This is a genomic window from Gemmatimonadota bacterium (genome assembly GCA_026705765.1).
In the GTDB taxonomy this organism is placed as follows: Bacteria; Latescibacterota; UBA2968; order UBA2968; family UBA2968; genus VXRD01.
Window position 1 is genome coordinate 14853 of the sequence record JAPPAB010000031.1, and the last position, 13247, is coordinate 28099.

The window sequence follows — 13247 nt, forward strand, 5'->3', positions numbered from 1 at the left end:
AAATGGACATCGCTTTGAGCAATGTCCATTTCCGGCAACACAGATGCTTACTCCGTAATAATATCGGCAAATGTCATACCCGAGGGAATCATGGGCAACACATGCTCTTGATACGGCACAACCACATCGAGCAAATAGGGACCATTGGAAGAAATCATGCGATCAATAGCCGGCACGAGATCCTCCTTGCGTATCGCCCGTTCGGCAGGCACGCGAAACCCCTTTGCTATCGCTACATAATCGGGAAAAATTGCGTGACCCGGCGGAATATTCATATCCTCATGCGCCTGCGCCGCTTCTGGATCACCAATAAACGTATGCCCGCGATTGCTCTTGTAAAAACGATCCTCCCATTGCACCACCATACCCAGATGCTGATTGTTGAGAATCATAGTCTTAACGGGAATTTTCTCCGCATAAAGCGTCGCCAACTCCTGCACATTCATCGCAAAACTGCCATCGCCATCAATATCGATAACCAGCGAATCGGGAAAAGCCAATTGCGCCCCCAGCGCAGCGGGCAAACCAAAACCCATCGCCCCCAGGCCGCCCGACGTGAGCCAACGGCGCGGCTCATCAAAAGGATAAAATTGCGCCGCCCACATCTGGTGTTGCCCCACCCCTGTAGATATAATGGCCTTACCCTGCGTCATCTTATAAAGCATCTCAATCGCATACTGGGGCAAAATGACATCTTCGACATCTTTGTATGTAAAAGGATGTCTTTTGCGCCACGTTTCAATCTCGTCACACCAGGCCTGATAATCGCCTGGCACAACAATACTGTTTAGCTCTTGCAGGGCATATCTAATATCGCTCACAATCGGCAAATGGGCGACCTTGTTTTTATTGATCTCAGAGGGATCAATATCGATATGCACAATGCGACCGTGTTTGCAAAACTCTTCGAGCTTACCCGTCACCCGATCGTCAAAACGCACCCCAAATGCCAGCAACAAATCGGCGTGATTGATGGCGTAATTGGCATAAACCGACCCGTGCATACCCAGCATTTGCAAAGACTGGGGATCCGTCTGCGGAAAAACCCCCAGCCCCATCAGCGTCTGAGCCACGGGAATACGTGTCTTTCGGGCAAACTCGCGAAGCTCTTCAGACGCATCCGCAGTCACAATACCCCCACCGGCATAAATAAGCGGGCGTTTGGATTCTAAAATCGCCTGAGCAACCTCTTGCATTTGCGCGCGGTCAGCATGCAAATGGTTGGGAGTATAGCTGCGAATAGAAATCGTCTCTGGAAAATCGGGCACACAAGCACTTTGCTGCACATTTTTGGGAATATCGATCAACACAGGACCGGGTCTCCCGGAAGAAGCAATGTAAAACGCCTCTTTGACAACGCGGGGAATATCTTCAATGCGATCCACGAGATAATTGTGCTTCGTAATCTGCCGTGTAACCTCAATAATCGGGGTTTCCTGAAATGCATCGCGGCCAATAACAGCAGTGGGAACCTGACCCGTGATGGCAACAAGCGGCACAGAATCCATTTTGGCATCGGCCAGCCCCGTCACCAGATTGGTAGCACCCGGTCCAGAAGTTGCCATACACACCCCGACCTTGCCCGAAGCTTTGGCATATCCCTCAGCCGCAAAAATTTCGCCCTGTTCGTGCCGGCACAACACAACCTGGATATTGGAACGCGTGAGGGACTGGTGCATCTCCATACTGGCCCCTCCGGGATAGCCAAAGAGCACTTCAACCCCCTCGCGGATGAGACATTCAACCAGAATATCGGCACCCCTCATTTCGCCAGAGGTGGAGCCAGATGCCGGAGTCTGGGGTTTGCTTGCCATTGCAACAATCTCCTTTGTTAAACAAAAAAACCGTCATTGCAGTGTAGCGATGACGGGACAAGATGCTTTTGCGATACGATCATCAATCCCATCATCACATGGGTACAAGTACTACAACACGGCCTACAACAGCCGTTGTGATTGCAATGCGGGATGTGGTGATCTGATGTGTCATAACTTTAGCACTCTCTTTACAATGGAAAAGAGAAGATACAGGCTTAGTCCAGTTCTGTCAAGAAAACTCGCTTCTTACACCTTCTCATCCATCCTTCTCACCTATTGTATTAATGCGGTCTCGAAGCTCGGCAGCGCGTTCAAACTCCTCGTTGTCAATCGCCTCGAGCAATTCTTTTTGCAGGCGTTCAGATTCCGTGAGAGGACGCTGTTGCTCGAGCTCGTTGAGCAATTCGTTCAGAGACTCGACAGAGCGCTTTTTTTCAATACCAAATTCTTCTGCATCTACTTCTTGCAGATTCTCGATCTTGTCGAGCACATCGCGAATAATTTGGATACCCTTCGTAAAATCGTTCTCTTGTGATGCAATCATCACGCGCGCAATCGCGTGGATTCGCAAAACATAAGGCCACCATTTTTCGAGATTGAGACGATCTTTCTCCGTGGCAGCGTATTGATTGACAAAACGGAACAGTTCCATATTGCGCTGTGTATCGCGAATAACGCGATCATAGTCTCGTATTTGGAGCAAAAAAACATATCGCTCGTAGAGCAGGCGGCTTTCATCAAACAGTTCACTGCAGTGCGACTTTTTCAGTGAAAAACCATCAGATGTACCGTGTTCTTCAATAAAATGATGAAGCCGATCAGTAAAATGATCCAGAGCAAACGCACTATTGTGTGGTTTGCGTCCATCGGGACGCCCGTCGAGTTCCATCTGCAGAATACCTTGAAATGGACCCTGATCTATGCGTACCTGAATCTTTTCAACGCCTTTGGACGAGAAAATTTTGCGAATGCTATTTTTGGGGTCATAGGGCCAGTGCTTCAGCAAAGGGCCAATATCTTCGGTCATGGCAAGTTCTCCTGATATGTGGGAGAGACATCCCTTGAACTGCTGACGTTGAAAGAATACCCGAACCTATCGCGCTACAGGTTTCAATCTAATTGCATTTGATTGCAGACGCAAGTATCATGTAAAGTGCGTGGAATTCCTTCTCAAGAGATAAGACGTAAAAGTGAGAAACGGGTTCCTTATTACGTCTCATGTTTCACCCAAAAAAGGAAAAACAAATGGGAACAGAAAAAATTACAGGAACAATTGCTGAATTCTTTAAGTTTAACGCCCAAAACACAGATTGGCGTACAGAAATAACAGGAGGGGTGACGACATTTGTGACAATGGCTTATATCGTAGCCGTAAATCCGGGTATCTTGTCCGACGCATTGGGCGGGGAATTATTTCCCGAACTATTATTTGCAACCTGTGCTTCTGCAGCAATAGCAACAATACTGATGGGACTTCTGGCAAATTATCCCTTTGCCCTGGCACCCGGCATGGGCCTCAACGCATTTTTTACCTACACAATTGTACTGGGCATGGGCGTACATTGGAAATTGGCCCTGGGCGTGGTCCTCGCCTCTGGACTCTTGTTTTTATTATTAACTGTACTGCGGGTGCGCGAGGCGATTATCACAGCAGTGCCCCAACCCCTCAAACTCGCAGCAGCAGCGGGTATTGGACTATTTATAGCGTTTATCGGATTAAAAAATGCGGGTTTTATTGTCGATAATCCGGCCACATTGGTCAGCCTTGGCAATGTTTACTCAGGATCTGTTGGACTGGCACTGGTGGGACTTTTGGGCACGGCCATCATGCTAACGCGCGGCATCCGCGGTGCGATTTTACTCGGTGTGATCGGCGTCACCTTATTATCCATGATCCTCGGGCTTACGCCGTGGCCAACAGGCGTCATAAGCCTCCCAGTCTGGCCCACCCATCTCTTTGGAGAAGCCGTCTATCATCTGCCCCTCGCATTTCACACGGCAGTCATCGAACTCGTCTTTGCATTTCTCTTTGTCGATCTGTTTGACACCATGGGCACACTGGTGGGATTATCAGAACGCGTGGGATTCCTGGACAAGCGAGGGCGATTGCCGCGCGCCAACAAAGCACTGCTATCAGACTCTATTGGAACCGTATGCGGCAGTGTATTGGGCACGTCAACCGTGACGACCTATATCGAAAGTGCCGCAGGCATATCATCGGGTGCGCGCACGGGCTTTGCCAGCCTGGTGACTGGCGGATTATTCGTCTGCGCCCTATTCCTGACCCCTCTGGTCCAGGCCATTCCATCCTTTGCCACAGCACCCGCGCTCATAGTCGTAGGCGTCATGATGATGGCTCCGGCTGCGCGCATTGTCTGGGATGATATGTCGGATGCCGTACCTGCTTTTCTGACATTGATTGCAATACCCCTGACATTCAGCATTGCCGATGGGCTGGCGTTCGGATTTATCGCCTATCCCATAATCAAGCGACTGAGCAAAAAAGGCTCTGAAGTACATCCGATCATAGATGTACTGGCTATCATCTTTATCCTCAAATATGTCTTTATGGCGTGAGAGGTCTCGCCCCTTACCGCTGCATTTGTGCGTGACATTTGTCTTTTTTTTCTCTATTATCTTGAAATGATCATAAGAAAATATTAAGGAGGATTTTATGCGCGCATTGTGTGTCATTCTTTTCGCACTGTGGAGCACTTACCCGGTCATCGCTCAGGAGATGGGCAGCTTGACAGGCAAAGTGGAAGATGAGACAGGAGAAGCATTATTCGCGGCCAATGTCGTAGTCAAAGGACCGGCCATTGAAGGCATAAGGGGCGTAATCACCAATGAACAGGGGACCTATCGCATCGACCGCTTGCCGCCGGGAATTTACGAAATCACCATCAGTTATATCGGCTATGAAACCACTGTTGTATCCGGCGTAGAAATCCGCGCTGGTGAAAATATAACGCGAGACTTTACCCTGACCGCCGTAGCCCTCATCGGTCAACAAGTGGTCGTATCGGCATCGCGCAAACAGGAAAAAGCCCTGGACGCGCCCGCTTCAATAGCAATGATCGATGCAGCCGAAATCAGAGATCGGGGCGTCTTGTCGCCGACTGAACATATCAAGACCCTTCCCGGCGTTGACTTTTCCAAAACGGGCATCTCACAAAGCAACGTAGTGGTTCGCGGATTCAACAATGTATTTTCTGGCGCACTGCTCACACTCGTTGACAACCGCATAGCCCGCGTCCCTTCCCTGCGATTCAATGCCTTTGATATGATACCGATTACCGGTGACGACATCGAGCGCATCGAAGTGGTATTAGGACCCGGATCTGCGCTTTACGGGCCCAACACCTCCAGTGGCGTCATGCACATTATCACCCGCTCGCCATTTGGATCGGAAGGCAATACAATTTCCATATCTGGCGGAGAGCGCAGTGTGAGAAGATTATCGCTGCGGCACGCCAGCAGCCTCAATGACAAAATCGGAATCAAAATTTCGGTTGGGCAAAGTTCAGCCCATGACTGGGAGTACATCGATCCCCTGGAAGTGGAATCGCGCGGTTTTAATCCACGCGATTACAACTCGAAAAAGACATTGGGAGAACTCAGACTCGATTTTCGACCAACAGATGACCTGACAATCATAGGATCAACGGGTTATACAAAAACAAGCGGTATTGAATTGACGGGTTTGGGCGCGGGCCAGGCAAAAGAATGGACCTATAATTTTTATCAAGGCCGCCTGCTCTATCGCGAGTGGTTTGCACAGGTCTTCTTCAACGCCAGTGATGCAGGCCAAACGAGAATGATCGCAGCCAACGACCCAATTGTAGATAATTCATATTTGATGGTCATGCAATTGCAGCACAGTGCCAATTTGGGACAAAAACAACACTTTGCTTATGGTGCTGATGTACTGCGAACCCGCCCCAAGACAGGGGGCACAATAAATGGCATGCATGAAGACATTGATAACATCGATGAATACGGGGTCTATCTGCAAAGTGAAACCAGCCTGAGTGATCAAATCGAACTGGTATTGGCCGGACGCATCGACAAACACAGCCATATCGAAGACCCGTTTTTTTCACCCCGCGCAGCGCTGGTCATTAAACCCAAGCCGCTCAACACCCTGCGATTGACATATAACCGCGCATTTAGTACCCCCTCAACCACCAACTTATTTTTGGACCGGATTGGCCTCCCCGATCCCTTTGGGTTCGGGGCATTGCAATCATCATTGGGATTTAGTCCAGCAATTGACGTTCGCGCGCAGGGCACCGCCGGTACCGGATTCACATTTCGCAGAGACGACAATGGCCTACCCATGTATCGAACGCCTTTCGCACCCATAGCGGGCTTGTCAAAAGATCACTACTTCTCTCTGCACAGTCCCCAGGGTACCAATTTAATGTGGGGCGCTGCCAGATCAATAATAATGGGTATCCTTTTGGCGGAACTGGAACCTCTCGCAACAGGACTTTTCGTCGAGCGGCTTGGGCTACCACAAGATCAAGCGGCTGCGGTAGCCGCACAACTGGTCGGAGACTTTCCCGGGATTATTCCAGAGCAACTGCCGGGCTTGCAAAATACGGCCGGCACACTGAATACGGCAACGGCGAGTTTTGATCCCGAGCCCAGCCTCGCCAATGCAGTGGCAGACATAAACAAAATCGAATCGACCATCTCGGAAACCTTTGAAGTGGGCTACAAAGGCGTCATCAATAACAAACTCATTTTGGCAGCCGATGTCTATCTGAGCAGAAAAAGAAATTTCACCAGCCCGTTGCGGATTGTAACACCCAGTGTATTTCTCGCACCCGGTCCCTTAAGCGAGGCTCTAACAGACGGAATTACCGAGAACTTAAAAGACCCCGCCAATGCAAGTCTCGCAATTGCCATCGGACTTTTAGATCAGCTCAACCTGCCGGATCTGGGCCTGGTAGGCAATGGCAATGGAACAGGCATAGATGAATTGACGCAGTTATTTGCATCCAACGCCGCGGGGATTCCCTTTGGCACCATATCTGCCGAACAGGCATCAGACCCCACTGCGGTAATGGTCGCATATCGCAATTTTGGTCGCATAACACTCTACGGTTCTGACCTGTCGTTTGCGTATTATCCAAACGAAATATGGACTTTTACCGGCAATTACTCCTACGTCAGCGATGATTGGTTCCCCAATTTAGACAACATCGGCGACATAGCCCTCAATGCTCCCAAACACAAATTTAACATCGGAGTCGATTGCCAATTGCCCAATACACCGCTCACCATTCGCGGGAAATTGAGCTATCGCGGGGGTTTCCCAATGCAATCGGGTGTATATGTCGGCGATGTAGATGCTTATACTGTTTTGGACCTGAATGCCGCATATCAGTTGCCACTCTCAAATGATCAATTCAAGATCACATGGAATGTGGAAGCCAGCAATGTGTTAAACCGGGAATACCGATCATTTATCGGTGCGCCATTTATTGGACGCCTGGTCTTAACCGGCCTGAATATCAGGTTCTAAATCTATCTCTCTCCCATCTAAAAAATCTGGACTATTGCGGTAAGGAGAGTGTAATGCGCGTATTGTATATCCTTACTTTCGTACTGTGGAATGCTTACTCGGTCGTAGCTCAGGATTTCGGCAACTTGACGGGCAAAGTGGAAACCGAGGACGGAGAAGCATTATTCGCGGCCAATATCGTAGTCAAAGGACCGGCTCTTGAAGGTACCCGGGGCGCAATCACCAACGAACGAGGTAGCTATCGCATCGACAACTTGCCGCCGGGTACTTACGAAATCACCATCAGTCATATCGGCTATGAAACGGTGGTTGTATCGACTATAGAAATCCGCGCAGGCGAAAGTATAACGCGAGACTTTACCCTGACCGCCGTAGCCCTCATCGGTCAACAAGTGGTCGTATCGGCATCGCGCAAACAGGAAAAAGCCCTGGACGCGCCTGCTTCAATTTCAATAGTCGATGCATCTGAAATCAGAAATCGGGAAGTCTTGACCATGAGTGAATACGTCAAGACCCTGCCCGGTGTTGACTATGCTCAAACGGGCATATCGCAAGGCAGCATGGTCGTTCGCGGATTCAACAGTGTATTTTCTGGCACATTGCTCACACTCGTTGACAACCGCATTGCCCGTATCCCCTCTCTGCGCCTCAACGCTTATGATTTGATCCCCCTTACCAGTGACGACATTGAACGCATCGAAATCGTTCTGGGACCCGGGTCTGCGCTTTACGGTCCCAACAGTGCCAATGGCGTCATGCACATTATCACCCGCTCGCCATTTGGATCGGAAGGCAATACAATTTCCATATCCGGCGGCCAGCGCAGTGTGCGAAAATTATCGCTGCGGCACGCCAGCAGCCTCAACAACAAGATCGGGATCAAAGTTTCGGGTGGATATGTTGCAACCCATGACTGGGAATATGTCGATCCCCTGGAAGTGGAAGCACGCGGTTTTAATCCACGCGATTACAGCACAGAAAGGACAAATGGAGAATTCAGGCTCGATTTCCGCCCAACAGATGAGTTGACACTGATAGGGTCGGTGGGCTATTCAAAAATGAGCGGCCTTCAACAGACGGATTTGGGTGCGGGCCAGGCAAAAGACTGGACCTATAATTTTTATCAAGGTCGCCTGCTCTATCGCGGGTGGTTCGCACAAGTCTTCTACAACACCAGTGATGCTGGTGACACGGAACTCATCACAGCCGGTGACCCAATTGTAGATAACTCGCATTTGATGGTCCTGCAATTGCAACACAATGCCAGTTTGGGCCAGAAACAACACTTAGCTTATGGCGCTGATGTACTGCTCACCCGGCCCAAAACACAGGGCACAGTACACGGCATGCATGAAGGCATTGACGACATCGATGAATACGGGATCTACCTGCAAAGCGAAACCAACCTGAGCGATCAAATCGATCTGATATTGGCCGGACGCATCGACAAGCACAGCCATATCGAAGATCCGTTCTTCTCTCCCCGCGCAGCACTGGTCATCAAACCCAACTCTCTCAACACCCTGCGATTGACGTATAACCGCGCATTTAGCACGCCCTCAACCCCAGACTTATTTGTAGATCGGGTTGGCGTCCCCGATGTCTTTATGCTGGGAACAAATTTCAGTCCGGTATTGGGATTTAGTCCAGCAATTGACCTTCGCGCACAGGGTAATGCTGGCACGGGGTTCACATTTCGCAGAGACGACAATGGGCTACCCATGTATCGAACGCCCTTTGCGCCCATAGCGGGCTTGCCAAAAGATCACTACTTCTCTCTGCACGATCCCCAGGCTACCAATCTGATGTGGAGCGCTGCCAGAGGAGTAATACTGGACGGCCTATTGGCACAATTTGAACCTCTGGCAATAGAGCTTCTCGCAGACGGGCTTGGGCTATCACCAGATCAGGCTACTGCAATGATCGAACAACTCGTCGGGATATTTCCCGGAGTTATTCCAGAACAACTACCGGGCTTGCAAAATACAGCTGCGACACTGAATGCAGAAACGCAGGGATTCGATCCCATATCCGACCTCGCCAATGCGGTGACAGACATAAGCAAAATCGGATCAACCACCACAGAAACCTTTGAATTGGGATACAAAGGCATCGTCAAAAACAAACTCATTCTGGCAGCCGATGTCTATCAGACCAGAATCAAAAATTTTGTCAGCCCATTGCGAATTGAAACGCCCAACGTATTTCTCGCACCCGGTCCCTTGAACGAGGCTCTAACAGACGCGATTACCGAAAACTTGAAAGACCCCGCCAATGCAAGCCTTGCACTCGTCCTTATTTTTTTAGATCATCTCAACGAGCCAGAATTCGGGTTGGTTGGCAATGGCAATGGGACAGGCATAGATGAATTGACGCAGTTATTTGTATCCAACGCCGCGCTGATCCCTTTTGGCACCATAGCACCCGAACAGGCAGCAGACCCCACCGCAGTAATAGTCACACCTCGCAATTTTGGTCGCATAACGCTCTACGGTGCTGACCTATCATTTGCGTATTATCCAAACGAAATATGGGCTTTTACCGGCAATTACTCCTACGTCAGCAAGGACTTGTTCCCCAATTTAGACAACATCGGCGACATTGCCCTCAATGCCCCCCGGCACAAATTTAACATCGGTATCGATTGTCAACTGCCCAATACACCACTTATTATTAGTGGGAAATTGCGCTATCGCGGTGGTTTCCCCATGCAATCGGGTATATATGTCGGCAAGGTAGATTCTCATACTGTTTTGGATTTGAATTTGACCTATCAATTGCCACTTTCAAATGACCGCTTCACGACCTCCTTAAATCTGAATGCCAGCAATTTGCTAAACCAGGGATATCGATCATTTGTCGGTTCGCCGTGGATCGGACGCCTGATTACGAGCAGCTTACACGTTCGGTTCTAATATTTCCCTTATGCCAAAAAAATCCGAATCATTGCGATCCGGATTTTTTTATTTTCAGCGATCTACCCAGGCGGCTGATACGGCCGGGATTCTGGATCGCGTTCGGGAAGTCCCAAACTGTCCCAAAAAATTGTGTGATCAAATGGCGTGAGGCGAAAATCCGGAATGGGAACTGGCGCACCGCCCAACTCAGCAGATTTATTTGCCAGAATACCCGGCAAGCAGTACTCAATGGCGCGATACACATCAATCGGCGCCGGCTTGCCAGCGAGAATAGACTGTGTAAAATGTCGGGCGAGCTTTAAGTCCGCACCGCCGTGCCCTGCAGAAGTATCATCGCCATGTGCGCCAAGACCAACGGGCAAAACCTCCCAACCACTGCGATGATCAGCCCCTCGGGAAAAGCGACGAGCGTGTTTTTCATAGCTAAACCACTCGGCACCGCCCTCAACGCCAAAAATGCGATATCGGTGTTCAGAAGGCCGGGCTGTATTCAGCGTAACCATAATTTTAATAAGCGCGCCCTTTGCTGTTTCGAACACCGCGATCTGACCATCGGAACGCAGGGGCGCGTCGGCACTTCGGAACGGAGCGCTACGGCAAGAAACAGAAACACAGCGGTCGTCAATTACTTCGAGCAATGGCCCCAGGTCATGCGTCAGGTATTGAATAGGCGGTTGATCGGCGCGCCAGATCGGCATTGCATCCTCATAACCGACTGCTCGCGCTCGAGTCGGCGTATGCCGCGAACTATCCGGTCGAAAAAGCGTAGCCGGCAAATGGTGAATATATTCGCCTTCGGCAATGGAAATCGGACCAAAGCGATCTTCGGCAACCCACTTGCGAAAATAGCGAAAAAAATCCCAATAACAGGTATTTTCTCCCAGCATATAGGTTTTGCCTGTGTACTCAACGGTCTGCCGCAAATTCATACACTCTTCCTGCGTATAAGCCCCCGGCACCTCAGAAAGCACATGACAACCCGCGCGCATCGCCTCACATCCGTGTTCCACCTGCAATTTCCCATTCGTCGCAACCACAACAGCATCGGGCTTGAGATCGAGCAAATCGTCAAACTCGGGCAAAATTGAAGCCGAAGCACCAACCGATGCTAGATGTTGCTCGGCGCGTTCTCTCAAACGCGGAAAGCGATCGCAAGCACCAATAACCTCAGCCTCTTCCAGAGCGAGAAAATTTCTAAAATGCGTAAAACCGCGACCAAGACCCAGAATACCTACTTTGAGTTTATCCATAATTAACCTCCCAATCAAACAGATACAATCCGGATATCAACCTCAAATACACTCACGGGATAATTAATACCCCAGACTTCGAGAACGCTGGGATGAATCTCACCAATAAGCCCGTAAACGCGCTCGCCCGTGCGGATCTCACCACTGCGCCCGGGCAAAAATGTGGGATGATCAATCGGCGCAATCGCGTATTCAAAATTAAAATAATAGGACAACACCTCCAGATAGCTCTGAACACCGGACAAATTGGCTTCGTCACTCGCTTCGAGCGCGCAAAGATGGATATCTGTGCGCGTACCGTAATTTTCCCCCGGATCGAGAACCCCCACCTCACCCACTTCAAAAATCCGATGCGGGTACAGCGCGCGACGGCTTGTAGCTTCGGTCTTGAGCAAACCGGGCAACAACGACCCTCGAATCGCACTGTAATTTTCGGACATAGGATTTGAAATCGAAATAATCCGTGCATCTGGATTATTCATATCCACGGTCTGTTCTTTTTCAGAACACAGAATCGGCAAAAAAACCTCTTGAAATCCACTTCCAACCATGAGATTGCGAAATCGGTCAGCAAGATCCTCTTCTGGCGCGGCTTTGCCAACCGTAAAATCCCGGGGCATCTCGGGATCAAAAGCCTCGTACCCCACGCCGATCACAACATCTTCCACAACATCCACGGGATGCAAAATATCGTCGCGATAAGGCGCAGGACGCGCATTGACACTCCGCTCTCGCACATCAATATCCCGATAACCCATCGCGTTGAGCGCAGTCTGAATCTGCCCCATCGAAACATGTGACCCAACCACTTTGTAAATCTCATCTACATCGACCTCCAACGGCTCGGTCAGATCATAAGGACACGTCAGCACTCGTCCCCTCGGCGTCTGGTATGGATAGCGCACCGTCACGGGATAAATGCGACCGCCCCGATCAGCCATATTGACCGCCATAATCGCCATAGACAAAAGAATAGCGTCGAGTTCAGGACCCGTCGCCTCGCAAAACAAAAACGTATCCCCCACCTCAACGCGCCCCAGGCTCTGGCTATTAATCACAGGAGGCATGGACAGAACCTCGCCGCGCGAATCGCGGATCAGCGGAAACTTATCCTTCCCTTCGAGAAGATGTGCATACGTTCTGCCCGTGGGATGATCGGACAAAATCTGTCGCAAAGACATCTCAGACTCAAACTCCAGAGGAACAAAAGCCGTCGCATCGGGATCAACCGCATCGTATCGCACCGGATACACAATATCGGACGCATCGTAAATCCCAATCGCAACAACGCTGCGACCGCGCCCATACCCATCGGCGAGTTTTTCCTGCGCCTCGATAAGCGCATCCAGTGCCGCTTCGTCAATCGCAATACCCTCACATGCAAAAGCGGCAATATAGGGACGAACATCTCGCAACGCGGGATCGACAATAACTTCCCTTTCCTCCGACACACCAGACGCATCAAAAAAAGGATAATCGGGTTGAACATTCTCCCGATGACTTTTGAGCAACCGCGCAAGCCCCTCTGCCGACCACAAATCGGGGCGATTGGTATCCTTGAGCTGAATGCGAAGCGTATCGCCCTCTTCAGCATCGATCTCGGCCTTCGCCGTCTCAAGCGCAGCACTCAGACTCTCCGAAGAATAAGCCTGCTCTGCGAGACGTTCAAAATCGGGTTTATTAACTGTAATCGTTGGCATTTTTACTCCTACCGCGTATTCCTGACCAG

7 protein-coding genes are annotated in these 13247 nt (G+C 50.1%); 3 read left to right on the forward strand and 4 right to left on the reverse strand.

Going from position 1 to position 13247, the window contains the following annotated elements; translation table 11 throughout:
- Nucleotides 1–47: 47 nt before the first annotated feature.
- Nucleotides 48–1814 carry a biosynthetic-type acetolactate synthase large subunit gene (gene ilvB / locus OXH16_04140; GenBank protein ID MCY3680561.1) on the reverse strand — a complete coding sequence of 589 codons (1767 nt, stop codon included), beginning with the start codon at nt 1812–1814 and terminating at the stop codon, nt 48–50.
- 259 nt (nt 1815–2073) lie between these two features.
- Nucleotides 2074–2844 (reverse strand): UvrB/UvrC motif-containing protein, encoded by a 771-nt coding sequence (locus OXH16_04145; GenBank protein ID MCY3680562.1) that lies wholly within the window; start codon nt 2842–2844, stop codon nt 2074–2076.
- A 218-nt stretch (nt 2845–3062) separates the two neighbouring features.
- On the opposite strand from OXH16_04145, the gene OXH16_04150 reads away from it, so the two are divergent.
- The 3 genes from OXH16_04150 to OXH16_04160 all read left to right on the forward strand — a co-directional run bounded on the left by OXH16_04150 (nt 3063) and on the right by OXH16_04160 (nt 10265).
- On the forward strand, nt 3063–4394 hold the full coding sequence (locus OXH16_04150) for an NCS2 family permease (GenBank protein MCY3680563.1): 1332 nt from the start codon (nt 3063–3065) through the stop codon (nt 4392–4394).
- A gap of 97 nt (nt 4395–4491) precedes the next feature.
- Complete coding sequence (locus tag OXH16_04155) at nt 4492–7350, forward strand: TonB-dependent receptor (GenBank protein MCY3680564.1); 2859 nt, start codon at nt 4492–4494, stop codon at nt 7348–7350.
- 53 nt (nt 7351–7403) lie between these two features.
- Entirely contained in the window at nt 7404–10265 is a 2862-nt protein-coding gene (locus OXH16_04160) for a TonB-dependent receptor (GenBank protein MCY3680565.1), read from the forward strand.
- Between the two features lie 62 nt (nt 10266–10327).
- Here OXH16_04160 and OXH16_04165 read toward each other — a convergent pair whose 3' ends face one another.
- Nucleotides 10328–11518, reverse strand: coding sequence for a Gfo/Idh/MocA family oxidoreductase (locus tag OXH16_04165; GenBank protein MCY3680566.1), 1191 nt, complete (start codon nt 11516–11518; stop codon nt 10328–10330).
- A 14-nt stretch (nt 11519–11532) separates the two neighbouring features.
- Complete coding sequence (gene pheT / locus OXH16_04170) at nt 11533–13218, reverse strand: phenylalanine--tRNA ligase subunit beta (protein MCY3680567.1); 1686 nt, start codon at nt 13216–13218, stop codon at nt 11533–11535.
- Between the last annotated feature and the right edge of the window lie 29 nt (nt 13219–13247).

What these genes read in the sequence shown, in the direction of transcription:
- OXH16_04165 (MCY3680566.1), bottom strand. Translation starts at nt 11,518, where the DNA reads ATGGATAAACTCAAAGTAGGTATTCTGGGTCTTGGTCGCGGTTTTACG.
- pheT (MCY3680567.1), bottom strand. Translation starts at nt 13,218, where the DNA reads ATGCCAACGATTACAGTTAATAAACCCGATTTTGAACGTCTCGCAGAG.
- OXH16_04155 (MCY3680564.1), top strand. Translation starts at nt 4,492, where the DNA reads ATGCGCGCATTGTGTGTCATTCTTTTCGCACTGTGGAGCACTTACCCG.
- OXH16_04145 (MCY3680562.1), bottom strand. Translation starts at nt 2,844, where the DNA reads ATGACCGAAGATATTGGCCCTTTGCTGAAGCACTGGCCCTATGACCCC.
- OXH16_04150 (MCY3680563.1), top strand. Translation starts at nt 3,063, where the DNA reads ATGGGAACAGAAAAAATTACAGGAACAATTGCTGAATTCTTTAAGTTT.
- ilvB (MCY3680561.1), bottom strand. Translation starts at nt 1,814, where the DNA reads ATGGCAAGCAAACCCCAGACTCCGGCATCTGGCTCCACCTCTGGCGAA.
- OXH16_04160 (MCY3680565.1), top strand. Translation starts at nt 7,404, where the DNA reads ATGCGCGTATTGTATATCCTTACTTTCGTACTGTGGAATGCTTACTCG.